Annotated in this window: 12 protein-coding genes; 10 read left to right on the top strand and 2 right to left on the bottom strand. The window is 71.2% G+C overall.

What is annotated here, in order from left to right; genetic code table 11:
• Positions 1-187 precede the first annotated feature (187 nt).
• Both J2S44_RS12420 and J2S44_RS12415 read right to left on the bottom strand, forming a co-directional pair.
• The gene (locus J2S44_RS12420; protein WP_310412328.1) at positions 188-1,384 is read right to left on the bottom strand and encodes a cytochrome P450 family protein; all 1,197 of its coding nucleotides are present in this window, start codon (positions 1,382-1,384) and stop codon (positions 188-190) included.
• Entirely contained in the window at positions 1,381-1,599 is a 219-nt protein-coding gene (locus tag J2S44_RS12415; protein WP_310412325.1) for a hypothetical protein, read from the bottom strand. Before J2S44_RS12415 ends, J2S44_RS12420 begins: the two co-directional genes overlap by 4 nt.
• 459 nt (positions 1,600-2,058) lie before the next feature.
• On the opposite strand from J2S44_RS12415, the gene J2S44_RS12410 reads away from it, so the two are divergent.
• From J2S44_RS12410 to J2S44_RS12365, 10 genes are all read left to right on the top strand, one after another.
• Positions 2,059-3,822, top strand: coding sequence for a glycoside hydrolase family 6 protein (locus tag J2S44_RS12410; RefSeq protein WP_310412321.1), 1,764 nt, complete (start codon positions 2,059-2,061; stop codon positions 3,820-3,822).
• 229 nt (positions 3,823-4,051) lie between these two features.
• On the top strand, positions 4,052-5,101 hold the full coding sequence (locus J2S44_RS12405; RefSeq protein WP_310412318.1) for a LacI family DNA-binding transcriptional regulator: 1,050 nt from the start codon (positions 4,052-4,054) through the stop codon (positions 5,099-5,101).
• A 10-nt stretch (positions 5,102-5,111) separates the two neighbouring features.
• The gene (locus J2S44_RS12400) at positions 5,112-6,773 is read left to right on the top strand and encodes a ribulokinase (protein ID WP_310412315.1); all 1,662 of its coding nucleotides are present in this window, start codon (positions 5,112-5,114) and stop codon (positions 6,771-6,773) included.
• Positions 6,770-7,462 carry an L-ribulose-5-phosphate 4-epimerase gene (locus J2S44_RS12395; RefSeq protein ID WP_310412312.1) on the top strand — a complete coding sequence of 231 codons (693 nt, stop codon included), beginning with the start codon at positions 6,770-6,772 and terminating at the stop codon, positions 7,460-7,462. The genes J2S44_RS12400 and J2S44_RS12395 overlap by 4 nt, the downstream gene beginning before the upstream one ends.
• Positions 7,463-7,508: 46 nt before the next feature.
• The gene (locus J2S44_RS12390) at positions 7,509-8,804 is read left to right on the top strand and encodes an SGNH/GDSL hydrolase family protein (RefSeq protein ID WP_310412309.1); all 1,296 of its coding nucleotides are present in this window, start codon (positions 7,509-7,511) and stop codon (positions 8,802-8,804) included.
• Between the two features lie 108 nt (positions 8,805-8,912).
• A complete protein-coding gene (locus J2S44_RS12385; protein ID WP_310412306.1) occupies positions 8,913-10,487 on the top strand; it encodes a methyl-accepting chemotaxis protein in 1,575 nt (524 codons plus the stop codon).
• A 71-nt stretch (positions 10,488-10,558) separates the two neighbouring features.
• Complete coding sequence (locus tag J2S44_RS12380; RefSeq protein ID WP_310412303.1) at positions 10,559-11,599, top strand: DNA polymerase ligase N-terminal domain-containing protein; 1,041 nt, start codon at positions 10,559-10,561, stop codon at positions 11,597-11,599.
• 743 nt (positions 11,600-12,342) lie between these two features.
• Positions 12,343-12,915: a hypothetical protein gene (locus J2S44_RS12375; RefSeq protein WP_310412300.1), complete on the top strand. Its 573-nt coding sequence runs from the start codon at positions 12,343-12,345 to the stop codon at positions 12,913-12,915.
• The gene (locus J2S44_RS12370) at positions 12,909-13,820 is read left to right on the top strand and encodes a hypothetical protein (RefSeq protein ID WP_310412298.1); all 912 of its coding nucleotides are present in this window, start codon (positions 12,909-12,911) and stop codon (positions 13,818-13,820) included. The genes J2S44_RS12375 and J2S44_RS12370 overlap by 7 nt, the downstream gene beginning before the upstream one ends.
• Positions 13,817-14,491, top strand: coding sequence for an SAF domain-containing protein (locus J2S44_RS12365; protein ID WP_310412294.1), 675 nt, complete (start codon positions 13,817-13,819; stop codon positions 14,489-14,491). Before J2S44_RS12370 ends, J2S44_RS12365 begins: the two co-directional genes overlap by 4 nt.
• Positions 14,492-14,493 lie beyond the last annotated feature (2 nt).

The following is a 14,493-nucleotide window of genomic DNA, read 5'->3' as shown; positions in this document are numbered from 1 at the left end:
CGATTCAGGCTGTCGTGGGCAGGTGTCGTCCCGATATACCGGTTGTCGCCGTCCTGTTACGTGCCCGGCGTATCCACCCTAGGTCATTTGTCTCGCCCGGCCAGCCACTCCGCGAAGGTCGGGCCCGCCCTCAGCTCGGCCCGGCCGGCCACCGGGACACGCCCGTGCCCGGCGACCGGGCCGGCGGTCACGGGTGACGCGGGGCGAGGCCGCTCACCGGCAGTGCCTCCAGGCCGTGGATCAGCGCGCCGGGCCGCCAGGTCAGCTCCGCCGGGGAGAACGCCATCCGCAGCTCCGGGAAGCGGTCGAGCAGGCCGGTGAACGCGATCTGCGCCTCCAGCCGGGCCAGCGGCGCGCCCAGGCAGTAGTGGATGCCGTGGCCGAACGCGAGGTGCGGCGTGCCGGTCCGGGACAGCCGGAGGTGCTCCGGGTCCGGGTAGCGCGCGCCGTCCATGTTCGCCGAGAGCAGGCTGATCAGCACCGTCGCGCCGGCCGGGACGTCCACGCCGCCGATCGTCAGCGGCGCCGTGCTGACCCGGTGCGTGCTGGTCTGCACCGGGCTGTCGAAGCGCAGGAATTCTTCGATCGCGGACGGCAGCAGTTCGCGCCGCGCCCGCAGCTCCACCCAGCGCTCCCGCGTCTCGAGCAGGCGGTAGGCGCCGTTCGCGATCAGGTTGACCGTGGTCTCGTGCCCCGCGATGAGCAGCAGGAAGACGGTGGAGGCCAGCTCGTCCTCGGTCAGCCGGTCGCCGTCGTCGCGCACCGCGAGCATGCCGGAGAGCAGGTCGTCGCCGGGCGCCTTCCGCTTCCGCGCGATCAGCTCCTGGACGTAGCCGTGCAGCGCGAGCACCGCGCGGGGCGACTCGGCGCGCCGCTCGCCGGGCGAGGTGACCAGGTTCGACCAGTCGCGGAACGAGTCCCGGTCCTCCACCGGCACGCCGAGCAGCTCGGAGATCACCGCGATCGGCAGCGGGAACGCGAACGTCTCGATCAGGTCCGCCTCGCCGAGCCCGTGCATCGCGTCCAGCAGCTCGCCGGTCAGCTCCGTGATCCGCGGCCGCAGCGCGTCGATCCGGCGCGGCGTGAACGTGGCCGAGACCAGCCGCCGCAGCCGGGTGTGGTCCGGTGGGTCCGCGGAGAGCATGTGGTGCGTGATCGCGGAGTGCACGTCCGCCGGGATGCCCATCCGGTTCGGTGGGTGCAGCACGCCCTTGACCAGGCGCGGGTCGGTGAGCGCGGCCTTCGCGTCGTCGTACCGCGTGATCAGCCACGCCTCCACGCCGCCGGCCAGCTCGACGCGGTGCACCGGCGCCTCCTCGCGCATGGTGCGGTAGACCGCGTGCGGGTCGGCGCGGAACACGGGCCCGTACAGCGTGGTGGTCATCCGAGTCCTCTCCGGAGTGCGTCCAGGGCGGCCCAGACCTGCACGCTGCCCATCGGCGTGCCGTCGTCCGCGAGCTGATGCCCCTCGACGAGCTGCCAGCGGTCGTCCCGCAGGCCCAGCCGGTCGATCCGGATCCAGATCGGCCACACGCCGGCGCGCTGCTCGTCCCTGGCCAGCCGCAGCACGGTGCCCGGCGGTATCACGAGTGGAAGCACGTCACTCCCTTGCGGCCGTGCCGACGATCCGGCCAACATCGAAGTTAGTGCACGGTTTCGGCGCGTCACAAGGTTCGTCCGGGTGGTTGGCACATCGACCGTCCACAGTGTCGGCGACGCGCTGGCCAGTTGAAATGGACGTTCGTCTGTTTCGACACGTTGACGTGCAACGATGCGGTAATCGTTTCGTCATCTCTTGTGCATGGGAGCCCTCCCATGCAAAACTCACGGCAGTCGCATCCGGAGCCGATGCGCACGGCCGCCACAGGGCACGCGAGCGGTGTCTCACCGATCGCGAGGCGGGCCGGACCCCCTTCGTGTGTTGCTCGCCGTCCGGGTCGGTCGGGCAGGTCAACCGGTGTTTCTCCCGCGGTCTCTCGCACCCCGCGGACGTCACGCCGTGCCGAGCGGAAATCAGTGCGCCCTCGGCTATCTGCGACAACCTAGGAGAAAATCAGCATGACGAGTTCTTCGCAGCGATGGCGCCGCGGCCTGACCGCCGTCACCGCGCTCGCGCTCGGCACCACCGGCATCGTCGTGGCCGCCTCGCAGGCCAGCGCGGCCGCGGGCTGCCGGGTCAGTTACACCGTGAACCAGTGGAACAGCGGCTTCACCGGCAACCTGACGGTGACCAACCTCGGCGACCCGATCACCAGCGGGTGGAACATCACCTGGACCTGGGCCGGCAACCAGCAGGTGACCCAGGGCTGGAACGGTGAGATCAGCCAGTCCGGCACCTCGGTGACGGTGCGGAACCCGTCCTGGGCCGCGTCGCTCGGCACGAACGCGTCGGTGAACCCCGGCTTCCAGGCCACCTACTCCGGCACCAACACGGCGCCGACCTCGTTCTCGCTGAACGGCACGGTCTGCACCGGCGCGGTCGCCGGCACGCCGACCTCGACGCCGACCGGCAACCCGGGCACGCCGACGCCGGGCCCGACCACGCCCGGCCCGTCGACCCCGGCCGGCCAGAAGGTCGACAACCCCTACGTGGGCGCGCAGGGCTACGTGAACCCGGAGTGGAAGGCGAAGGCGGAGTCGGTCGCCGGCGGCAGCCGGATCTCCAGCAACCCGACGGCCGTCTGGATCGACCGGATCGCGGCCATCGAGGGCACCGAGGGCAGCAGCTCGAACGGCTCGATGGGCGTGCGTGACCACCTGGACGCGGCGCTGGCGCAGGGCGCGGGCTACATCCAGTTCGTCATCTACAACCTGCCCGGCCGGGACTGTGCCGCGCTCGCCTCCAACGGTGAGCTCGGCCCGACGGAGCTGCCGAGGTACAAGACGCAGTACATCGACCCGATCGCGGCGATCCAGGCGGACCCGAAGTACAAGAACCTGCGGATCATCAACATCGTCGAGATCGACTCGCTGCCGAACCTGGTGACGAACGTCGACGGCGCGGCCGGCACCGAGATGTGCCGCACGATGAAGGCCAACAACGGGTACGTCGAGGGCGTCGGTTACGCGCTGGCCAAGCTGGGCCCGATCGGCAACGTCTACAACTACATCGACGCGGCGCACCACGGCTGGATCGGCTGGGACACCAACTTCGGCCCGACCGCGACGCTGTTCGCCCAGGCCGCCAACGCCTCCGGCAGCACCGTGGCCAACGTGCACGGCTTCATCACGAACACGGCGAACTACTCCGCGCTGAAGGAGCCGTTCGTCACCATCACCAGCACCGTCAACGGCCAGTCCGTGCGGCAGTCGAAGTGGGTGGACTGGAACTTCTACACGGACGAGCTGTCGTTCGCGCAGGCGTTCCGCAACGAGCTGATCGCCAAGGGCTTCCGTTCGGACATCGGCATGCTGATCGACACCAGCCGCAACGGCTGGGGCGGCCCGAACCGGCCGACCGCGGCCAGCACGTCGACCGTGATGGACACCTGGGTCAACGAGTCCCGCGTCGACCGTCGCATCCACGCCGGCAACTGGTGCAACCAGTCCGGTGCGGGCCTGGGCGAGCGGCCGAAGGCGGCCCCGGAGCCGGGCATCGACGCGTACGTCTGGGTCAAGCCGCCGGGTGAGTCGGACGGCTCCAGCGAGCTCATCCCGAACACCGAGGGCAAGGGCTTCGACCGGATGTGCGACCCGACCTACACCGGTAACGCCCGGAACGGCAACAGCATGAGCGGCGCGCTGCCGAACGCCCCGATCTCCGGCGCGTTCTTCCCGGCGCAGCTGACCGAGCTGATGAACAACGCCTACCCGGCCCTGTAGTCCTTCCGCTGGGGTTGCCCCCGGTCCGGCGCGCGTCGCCGGGCCGGGGGCCTCTGCGCGTACCGCCGAGGGGTTTTGATGATCGTGAATCCGCTCTGTTCTCGCAGGGTGCGTGTCGGCCGTCGCGATCCGTAAAACCAGCCCTTGACGACCTCGGATGTTAGCGCTAACAATGTTCCCCACATCACGGCGCTGTGAACGGCGGATTTCGGGAGGCGGTGAACCGCGCATGCCGCGCAGACGGACCTCCGGCCCGCCCATCATGGCCGACGTGGCGCGCCTCGCCGGCGTCTCCCACCAGACGGTCTCCCGGGTGCTCAACGAGCACCCCAACGTCCGGCCGGAGACGCGGGACCGCGTGCTCGCCGCGATCGAGGAGCTGGCCTACCGGCGCAACTTCTCGGCGCGCGCGCTCGTCACCAGCCGCACCCAGACGCTCGGCGTGGTCGCGTTCGACACCACGCTGTTCGGCCCGGCCAGCACGCTCTACGGCATCGAGCAGGCGGCCCGCGAGGCCGGATACTTCGTCTCGATCGTCAGCCTCAAGAGCATCACCCGGGAGACGGTCCGGGAGGCGCTGGACTACCTGGCCGCCCAGTCCGTCGACGGCTACATCGTGCTGGCGCCGCAGCAGGCCGCGATCGAGGCCATCACCGACATGCCGCTCGGGCTGCCGGTCGTCGCGGTCGAGGGGCCGAACGCGGGCGACGTGCCGATCGTCGCGGTCGACCAGGCCGGCGGCGGCGCGCTCGCCACCCGTTACCTGCTCGACCTCGGCCACCGCACGGTCTGGCACATCGGCGGCCCGGCCGACTGGCTGGAGGCGGACGCCCGGGTGCGCGGCTGGCGGTCCGCGCTCACCGCGGCCGGCGCGCCGGTGCCGCCGCCGATCCGCGGCGACTGGAGCCCGCGCTCCGGCTACCAGGCCGGCGCGGAGCTGGCCGCGCTCGCACGCGCGGAGCCGGGCCGGATAACCGCGATCTTCGTCGGCAACGACCAGATGGCGCTCGGCGCGCTCCGGGCACTGCGCGAGGCCGACATCCGGGTGCCGGAGGACGTCAGCGTGGTCGGCTTCGACGACATACCCGAGGCGGAGTTCTTCCCGCCGCCGCTGACCACGGTCACCCAGGATTTCACCGAAGTCGGGCGGCGCAGCATGCGTATGCTGCTGGCGCAGCTCGACTCCGCCCGGCCGGACCACCCGCCGGACGCGCTGCGCGACATCGTGCCCGCGCGGCTGGCGATCCGATCCAGCACCGCCCGTTTCATCGACCAGTGAAGGACTTGTTGTGAGCGCTAACAGCGATCGCGTGGTGATCGGTGTCGACTACGGCACGCTATCCGGGCGCGCCGTCGTGGTCCGCGTCTCCGACGGCGCCGAGTTGGCCAGCGCCGTCCACGAATACCCGCACGCGGTCGTGGAGCGCACGCTGCCCGGCTCGACCGTGCGGCTCGCGCCGGACACCGCGCTGCAGGTGCCGGAGGACTACCGTGAGGTGCTGCGCGTCACCGTGCCGGCGGCGCTGGCCGCGGCCGGCGTGCCCGCCTCCTCGGTGATCGGCATCGCCACCGACTTCACCGCCTGCACCGTGCTGCCCACGCTCGCGGACGGCACGCCGCTGAACGAGGTCGACGGGTTCGCGGACCGGCCGCACGCCTACGTCAAGCTATGGAAGCACCACGCGGCCCAGCCGCAGGCCGACCGGATCAACGCGCTCGCGCATGAGCGCAAGGAGCCCTGGATCAACCGGTACGGCGGCAAGATCTCCTCGGAGTGGGAGTTCGCCAAGGGCCTCCAGGTGCTGGAGGAGGACCCGGAGGTCTACGCGCGGGCCGACCGGTGGATCGAGGCCGCGGACTGGATCGTCTGGCAGCTGACCGGCGTCGAGTCGCGCAACATCTGCACCGCCGGTTACAAGGGCATCTACCAGGACGGCGACTGGCCGTCGACCGAGTTCCTGGCCGCGCTGAACCCCAGCTTCGGCGGTTTCGTCGACAAGCTCCGGTTCGACCTGTCGCCGCTCGGCGGGCTGGCCGGCACGCTCTCCGCGGAGGCCGCGGCCTGGACCGGGCTGCCCGAGGGCATCGCGGTCGCGGTCGGCAACGTCGACGCGCACGTCACCGCGCCGGCCGCGGCCGCGGTCGAGCCCGGCCAGATGCTCGCCGTGATGGGCACCAGCACCTGCCACATCATGAGCTCCGACCGGCTCGCCGAGGTGCCGGGCATGTGCGGCGTCGTCCAGGACGGGATCATCCCCGGTCTGTACGGCTACGAGGCCGGTCAGAGCGGCGTCGGCGACATCTTCGGCTGGTTCGTCGACAACTTCGTCCCGGCCTCCTACGCGCAGGCCGCCGCCGCGGCGGGCGTCTCGCTGCACGGATACCTCACGTCGCTCGCCGCCCGGCAGGCCGTCGGCGCGCACGGCCTGGTCGCGCTGGACTGGCACAACGGCAACCGGTCCGTGCTGGTCGACCACAACCTGTCCGGCGTGATCATCGGCGAGACGCTGGCCACCCGGCCGGAGGACGTCTACCGCGCGCTGATCGAGGCGACGGCGTTCGGCACCCGCACCATCGTCGACGCGTTCGAGGCGTCCGGCGTGCCGGTGAACGAGTTCATCGTCGCGGGCGGCCTGCTGAAGAACGAGTTCCTGATGCAGATCTACTCCGACGTGCTGCGCCGGCCGCTGCACCTGATCGACTCCGACCAGGGGCCCGCGCTCGGCTCCGCGATCCACGCCGCGGTCGCCGCGGGCGCGTACCCGGACATCCGGGCCGCGGCCGCCGCGATGGGCAAGATCCGCCGGGACGTCTACACGCCGGACCCGGCCCGCGCGGACGCGTACGACGCGCTCTACGAGATCTACACCGAGCTCCACGAACAGTTCGGCCGGAGCAGCAAGTCCCTCCACCGGCTTCGCGCCATCCGTAACCAGGCGGTGAATTCATGACCATCCCGACCTCGCTGACCGAGACCGTGGCCAAGCTGCGGGCCGAGGTGTGCCTGCTGCACTCCGAGCTGACCCGCTGGGGCCTCGTCACGTGGACCAGCGGCAACGTCTCGGCCCGGGTGCCCGGCGCCGACCTCATGGTGATCAAGCCGAGTGGTCTCTCCTACGACGACCTGACGCCGGAGTCGATGGTGGTCTGCGACCTGGACGGCACGGTCGTCGACGGCGCGCACGGCCCGTCCAGCGACACCGACTCGCACGCGTACGTCTACCGGGCGATGCCCGAGGTCGGCGGCGTGGTGCACACGCACAGCCCGTACGCGACCGCCTGGGCCGCGCGCGGCGAGGAGATCCCGTGCGTGATCACCGCGATGGCCGACGAGTTCGGCGGCCCGATCCCGATCGGCCCGTTCGCGCTGATCGGCAGCGACGACATCGGCAAGGGCATCGTCGAGACGCTCTCCGGCCACCGCTCGCCGGCCGTGCTGATGCGCAGCCACGGGCCGTTCACCATCGGCAAGAACGCGAAGGCCGCGGTCAAGGCCGCGGTGATGTGTGAGGACGTGGCGCGCACCGTGCACTTCGCCACGCTTCGCGGCCCGGTCCAGCCGCTGCCGCAGCACCACATCGACTCGCTCTACGACCGCTACCAGAACGTCTACGGTCAGCGTTCGACGCCGGCCGCCTGACCTGCGCGTACCCCCGGGGCATCGGTAGATGTGAGATCATCAGCCGATGTCCCGGAGTGCACGTCCCATCAGCAGGCGCACCGTCCTCGCGACCGTTCCGGCGGTCGCCGCCGCCGCGCTCACCGACCCGCGTGCCGCGTCCGCGGCCCCCGTCACGACCCCGTCGCCGGCGGCGGACACCCGCGTCGGCATCTGGGGTGCGGCCCTCAACGGCGGCGGCCCGAGCTTCGCCAACCAGACGATCCGCCACGTCGTCTACGCCTCCAGCGCCGGCACGGCCCCCCGGCTGCGCATCTCGAACCGGTTCGGGACCGCGCCGCTGGTGCTCGGTCACGTGGACCTGGCCGAGCAGAGCATCGGCGGCGTCGTCAAGCCCGGCACCCACCACCGGGTCACCTTCGGCGGGCTTCCCCGGATCGAGGTGCCGGCCGGCCAGGAGATCATCAGTGACCCCGTCGACATGACGATCAACGCGGGCGTGAACCTGCTGGTCAGCATCTACATCGCGAACGCACCCGGACCGTCGGTGTGGCATCCGTTCGGGCTGACGAGGACGTACATCTCCGTCCCCGGCGACCACGCGGCCGACGACGCGAGCACCGACTTCCCGCCGGCGTCCTCGGCGGACGACACCCGGCACTTCCGGACGTACTACCTCGCCGGCGTCGACGTGGTCAGCGCGAGCGCGACCGGGACGATCGTGGCGTTCGGCGACTCGCTCACCGACGGGTTCTCGTCGACGGCGCTGACGAACCGCCGCTACCCCGACTACCTGGCCCGCCGCCTGCACGCGGACTCCGGTGGCGCGCCCCGGTTCGGGGTGGTGAACGCGGGGCTCGCCGGCAACCGGGTGTTGCTCGACTCCGGCCCGACGAACGGGCTCAGCGCACTCAACCGGTTCACGCACGACGCACTGCTCGGCCATCCGAACGTGCGCGCGGTGATCCTGCTGGAGGGGGTCAACGACATCAACAGCACGATCAACTCCCTGCCGGTCACGTCGTGGGACCTGCGGGCGGCGTACCAGACGTTGATCAATCAGGCGCACGCGCGGGGCGTCGCTGTCTACGGCGGCACGATCCTGCCGTACGCCGGTTTCACCCTGCCCGACGGCACACCGGTGCACACGCCGGCCCGGGAGGCGACCCGGGCGGCGCTGAACGGCTGGATCCGTACGTCCGGCGCGTTCGACGCGGTGATCGACTTCGACGCGGCCCTGCGCGACCCGGCCAACCCGACCATGCTGCTGCCGGCCTACGCACACACCGACCACCTGCACCTGACCGACGCGGGCATGCAGGCGCTGGCCGCCGCCGTGGTCGCGTCGGTCCCGCTCACCTGACGCGTCACCCACCCGGGCGCCCGTTCCCGGTGCCCGGTCCGGGTGGCCGGACCGGCAATTTCCGTCGTTCCCCCCGATCGGCCGCGGTCGCCTGCGCACCATGAGGCTATGGGGATCAAGGACCGCTCGGTGGGCATCAAGATCGGGTCGATCGTGGCGTTCGCGCTCGTCTCGCTCGTGGTGACAGCGGGCATGGCGATGACGGCACTGGACAGCGTGGCGGAGCGGGCCCGCGAGCTCGAGCAGGCGTCCGTCTCCACCCGGCAGGCGCTGGAGGCGGACATGGCCCACGACGCCATCCGCGGTGACGTCCAGCGTGCGCTGCTCGCCGGCACCGCGGCGGAGCGCCAGGAGGCGGCGGCCGACCTGGCGGAGCACAGCGAGGTGATCACCCGGAACGTCTCGGACTTCGTGACCGGTACGGAGGAGAGCGCCGAGGTGCAGGCGGCTGCGCGCGCGGTGCTCCCGGAGATCGAGAACTACACGGGCCTGGCGGCGCGGACGCTCGCCGAGATCACCGCGCCGGGTCAGGTGCCACCGGGCTACGCCGCCTTCCTGGAGAGCTTCGGCGCGGTCGAGGAGGGTCTGCCGACGGTCAGCGACGCACTCGCCGCGGACGCGTCCGCGGCATCCGCGGCGGTAAGCGATCAGCGGTCCGCGGCACAGTGGCAGGTCGGCCTGTCGCAGGCCGCGTGCGCGGTGCTGCTGTCGCTGCTCGCCTGGTTCGTGCTGCGGGCGATCCGGCGTCCGCTGGTCGAGGTCAGCGAGGTGCTGGGCGCGCTCGCCCGGGGCGACCTGACCCGCCGCGCGACCGTGACCTCCCGGGACGAGCTGGGCCGGATGGCGGCCGCGGCGAACGAGGCGATCGAGAGCGTGCGGACCGCGGTCGCGGCGTTCGCCGGTTCGGCCCAGCGGGTGGGCGCGACCGCGCGCCGGATGTCGGACGCGTCCGGCCGGATCAGCGCCGCGGCCGAGGGTGCGAGCGAGCGGGCCGGCGGCGCCACCGAGGCGTCCGCGCGGATGTCGGCGAACATCGGGACGATCGCGCAGGGCAGCACCGAGATGGGCGCGTCCATCCGGGAGATCTCGCAGAGCGCGAACGAGGCGGTCCGGGTGGCGTCGGAGGCGTCCGAGGCGGCGGCCCGGACGAACGACACGATGGCGAAGCTGAGCGCGTCCAGCGCGGAGATCGACAACGTGGTCCGCAGCATCACGGCCATCGCGGGCCAGACGAACCTGCTGGCGCTGAACGCGACGATCGAGGCGGCCCGCGCCGGCGAGCTCGGCAAGGGCTTCGCGGTGGTGGCCGGCGAGGTGAAGGACCTGGCCCAGGAGACCGCGCGAGCCACCGAGGGCATCGTCGGGCAGGTGCAGGAGATCCAGGCGGACACCACGGCCGCGCGCGAGGCGATCGCGCGGATCACCGACATCATCGCGCGGATCAACGAGTTCCAGACCACGATCGCGGGCGCGGTGGACGAGCAGTCCGCGACGACCGGAGAGATGAACCGGAACATGTCGGAGGCGTCCGGCCGGGGCGACGAGATCGCCGGCACGATGGCCGAGGTGTCCCGGTCGGTGCGGGTGACGCTGGAGGAGTCGGCGGCCACCCGCGAGGAGGCGGACCGGCTCACCGAGGTGGCCGAGGAGCTGGTGCAGGTCGCCGGTCACTTCCGCTACTGACGCCGTAACGATAGCCTTTCATTCACGTCCATCACAGGGCGATCTGGGTGAAACGGCCGCACAATGTGGCTATGGGTGACCGACTCGACGCTTATCGTGGCAAGCGGGACGCCCGGCGGACCCCGGAGCCGATCCCGGGGCGGGTCCGGTTCGGGGCCGGCGACTCCTTCGTGATCCACCAGCACCACGCTCGCCGCCTGCACTGGGACCTGCGGCTGGAGCGGGACGGCGTGCTGGTCAGCTGGGCGGTGCCGCGTGGCCTGCCGCGCGACCCGCACCGCAACCATCTCGCGGTGCACACCGAGGACCACCCGATCGAGTACGCGACGTTCGCCGGCGAGATCCCGCGCGGCGAGTACGGCGGCGGCACCATGCGGATCTTCGACCGCGGCCGGTACGAGGTGGAGAAGTGGGGCGACGACGAGGTCGTCGTGGTGCTCCGCGGCGACCGGATATCCGGGCGGTACGCGCTGTTCCGGACCCGGGACCGGGACTGGATGATCCACCGGATGGACCCGCCGGACCCCGGCTGGACCCCGATGCCCGAGCACCTGCTGCCGGTCCACCCGATCCCGGCCGGGCGGCTGCCGGCCGGCGACGCCGACTGGGCCTACGAGATGGAGTGGGACGGCATCCGCGTGCTGGCCTGTGTGGAGGGCGGCCGGCTGCGCCTGCTGGACGCGGGCGGGCACGACCTGAGCGGCGCGTTCGGCGAGCTGCGCGGGCTGGCGGAGTCGCTGGCGCCGACCGAGTGCGTGCTGGACGGCGTGGTGGTCGCGTTCGACCGGGAGGGGCACGTGAGCCGGGCCGCGCTGCGGTCACGGATCGAGGGGGCGGCCCGGCGGCGGGCCGGGCGGGCCCCCGTACAGCTGCTGGTCTTCGATCTGCTGTGGTTGGAGGGCCGGTCCACGGAGAGCCTGGGCTATGCGGACCGGCGCTCGTTGCTGGCTGATCTGGACGTCTCCGGCGAGTGGTGGCAGACGCCGCCGTACTTCTCCGGTGGTGGCGCCTACGCGGTGGACGCCGCGCGTGCGCACGAACTGCCCGCGGTCATCGCCAAGCGGCTCGACGCCCCTTACCGTCCGGGCTCCTGGCTGCGGGTTTCCGTGTGATCGGCTGCGGAGCGGAGCCGGTGGCAGCCGACCCCGCTCGACGCGTGAAGGCGAGCCTCGAGTTGATCGGCTGTCATGATGCCGATCTTGTCGCGACATGGAAAGACGGTCAGGCGGCACTTAAGCGAAACTTGAGGCGACAAAGCGACAAAACCCCCATAGGGGGTACGGAAGCTGTCCGTTGTTCTAACTACGCAGAGTATTTTTCATGTTGCGGAAGTGATCCATGAGGCTGCTGCGGCGGCCGGTGCGACGCCGCGGCCCGGCGCGCCGGTAGATCGATTGCGGTCGTCGCGGTCGGCCGCCGGCGGGGCGCGGTGCCGCCGGGCCTTCAGCGTTTTTGCGCTCCCATCGGGAATCCCGCTCCACGCGGCACCGTGCGGGGCGAATGACGCGCACCCGGGCGGGAGATGTCCGGCACATTGACGGCACTGAGAGCAGAAGATCAAGGCCATGAGCTGGAGATCGTCACTCTTCGTACGGACTCGGATTGCCTCTGTTCTATCGGCGTCGCTGAGCCTATGCTCCCCCTTTGTCGGTGCAACTCCAACCGGCGGCCCACCCCGGCGGCGGGGTGCGGAGATCGACGGCCCATGGGGAGGGCCGCGCGGGAACGGGAGCGCGACGCTACTCAACCGGATATCGGGATCACGTAAGAAAACGCGCGCCTTGCGCATATCGGGCGCCGTCTGAGCACGTCCGTCCATCCGCGCCTGTGATGAACGGGAGGAGGGCCTTCATCGATGCACCGGGTGCCGCAGCACACCACGAGAAGGGTCCTCGCGATCCTTGTGAGCCTGGCGATCCTGGCCGCCGCCGGCGCCTGCGGAGGCGGCATGGAGGGGCCCCGGGCGGTCCCGGTCGGCGCCGCGCCGTCCCCGGCCGCGACGGGCGACACCGCGCGGTCGAAGGCGGCCGACGCCGCGCTCGCCGTCTACAACGGTTATATGCAGGCCGCCCAAAAGGCATCGGCGATCCCGGATCCGCGCCATCCGGATCTGCGCAAATACCTGGGGGATCCGCTATATGCGCGGGTGCAGGCCGGAATCGGTCTCCTGGAGCGTGAGGGCGCGGTTCGCGAGGGGCAGTTGAAGATCAATCCGACGGTCACCGTTGTTGATCTAGAAAGCACACCGAAGACGGTTCAAATCCAGGACTGTGTCGACGGGACGGATTACAAAATGGTCTACCAAACGACGCGTTCACCGGTGCCCGACAAGCGGAACGTCCGCTATGTCGCCACCGCCACCGTGACGCTCTTCGACGAGGGCTGGCTGGTCACCCAGGGCCTGTCACACGAGGACCAGCCGTGCTGACCCGCCGGGCCCGCATCCGGCTCGCGCTCGCCACGCTGCTGGCCGGTGTGCTCGCCGCCACCGGCGTCATGACGATCCGCGGTCCCGAGGTGCTCGCCGCGCCACCCGTCTGCGAGAACACGCCGGATTCCACGGACTGCGGCCTCGGCGACGGCAACAGCACCACCCAGCCGGGCGGCCCCGGCGGTGGCCCCGTCGGTGGAGGTGGCGGCGGGGGCAGCTGTTCGTGGGGCGGCGAGCCGGTCGCCTGCTACATCGAGGGCGCCGGCTCGTTCAACGCGAGCGACGGCTGCTACTACCGGGTCGCCGATCCGCAGGGCAGCGGAACGCCCGAGGGCATGACCAACTACTGGAGATCGTGCATCGACAACAACTACGCGCAGGAGTCGGTCGATCTGGTGGATCCGCCGGCTCTCGTGCCGCCGGACCCGGTGGAGATCGCGAACCGGATCCGGGCCAACCTGGTCATCGCGCGGCCTGCGGTGAAAATCTCCCCGGCCAGTCCCGGCGTGCTCGGGCTGCCGGTCTGGATGCAGATCACCAATGACGCCTTCACCGCGCAGACACCGCCGTCGGTGACCGAGGCCGGCCTCACCGTGACGCTGGTCGCGACGCCGAGCGAGGCGCGATGGACGATGGGCGACGGCACCACCGTCGTCTGCACCCACCGGGGCGAGGCCTGGACCAGTGGCAGCGGCACCTCCCGCTCGACGACCTGTGGATACCCGATGGCCGGCGCGAGCGTGGCCGGTTACCAGAAGGCGGGTGACTACCGGGTGACGGTGCAGACGTTCTTCGACATCACCTGGTCCACCTCGTCGGACAGCGGTGAGCTGGCCGACGTCGCGAGCCCGGAGACGACCGTGGACTACACCGTGAACGAGCTCCAGGTGGTGAATCGATGACGATGGCGCAGACGCGTCCCGCCCCAGGTCAGGCCGACGCGCCGATCGCTCCGCCGAAGGTGGTGCGGCAACGGCGTACCCGTCCGGGTCTGCTCGGTCTTGCTCTTCTGCTGGTGGCGCTGGGCGGTCTCGCCGCCGCGTACGCGGTGAACTCGGTGCGGGCGACCGGTGAGTACCTCGCGGTCGCCCGGCCGGTCGCGGTCGGCGCGCAGATCGCGCCGGAGGACCTGATGATCGTGCAGCTCGGCGGCGGTCAGGGCCTCACGCCGATCGCCGCGTCGGACGCGGCCGCCGTGGTCGGCAAGCGGGCCGCCGTGGCGCTCTCACCGGGCAGCCTGCTCACCCCCGACCAGATCACCGACAAGCAGCTGCTCGGCCCCGGCCAGCAGCAGATCGCGCTCGGCCTGTCGCCGCAGGAGATCCCGGCCCGCGCGCTGCGTCCCGGCGACAAGATCCTGCTGGTCGGCGCGCCGGCGAGCCAGAACGCGTCGGCGACCGAGGCCACCCGGTTCCAGGGCGTCGTGGTCGACACCGTGACACCCGACCAGGAGGCGGCGATCCCGAGCGACATGACCGTCGTCTACGTGTCCATGGCCGAGAAGGACGCCGCCGCCGTGGTGCTGCTGCACGCGCAGCGACGCATCTCGGTCGTGCTGCAGAGCGGATCCTGATA

The organism is Catenuloplanes niger, from assembly GCF_031458255.1.
Taxonomy (GTDB): Bacteria; Actinomycetota; Actinomycetes; order Mycobacteriales; family Micromonosporaceae; genus Catenuloplanes; species Catenuloplanes niger.
This window is presented reverse-complemented; position numbering and strand designations above follow the sequence as displayed.

What these genes read in the sequence shown, in the direction of transcription:
- J2S44_RS12420 (WP_310412328.1), bottom strand. Translation starts at nt 1,384, where the DNA reads ATGACCACCACGCTGTACGGGCCCGTGTTCCGCGCCGACCCGCACGCG.
- J2S44_RS12410 (WP_310412321.1), top strand. Translation starts at nt 2,059, where the DNA reads ATGACGAGTTCTTCGCAGCGATGGCGCCGCGGCCTGACCGCCGTCACC.
- J2S44_RS12390 (WP_310412309.1), top strand. Translation starts at nt 7,509, where the DNA reads ATGTCCCGGAGTGCACGTCCCATCAGCAGGCGCACCGTCCTCGCGACC.
- J2S44_RS12385 (WP_310412306.1), top strand. Translation starts at nt 8,913, where the DNA reads ATGGGGATCAAGGACCGCTCGGTGGGCATCAAGATCGGGTCGATCGTG.
- J2S44_RS12365 (WP_310412294.1), top strand. Translation starts at nt 13,817, where the DNA reads ATGACGATGGCGCAGACGCGTCCCGCCCCAGGTCAGGCCGACGCGCCG.
- J2S44_RS12405 (WP_310412318.1), top strand. Translation starts at nt 4,052, where the DNA reads ATGCCGCGCAGACGGACCTCCGGCCCGCCCATCATGGCCGACGTGGCG.
- J2S44_RS12380 (WP_310412303.1), top strand. Translation starts at nt 10,559, where the DNA reads ATGGGTGACCGACTCGACGCTTATCGTGGCAAGCGGGACGCCCGGCGG.
- J2S44_RS12375 (WP_310412300.1), top strand. Translation starts at nt 12,343, where the DNA reads ATGCACCGGGTGCCGCAGCACACCACGAGAAGGGTCCTCGCGATCCTT.
- J2S44_RS12395 (WP_310412312.1), top strand. Translation starts at nt 6,770, where the DNA reads ATGACCATCCCGACCTCGCTGACCGAGACCGTGGCCAAGCTGCGGGCC.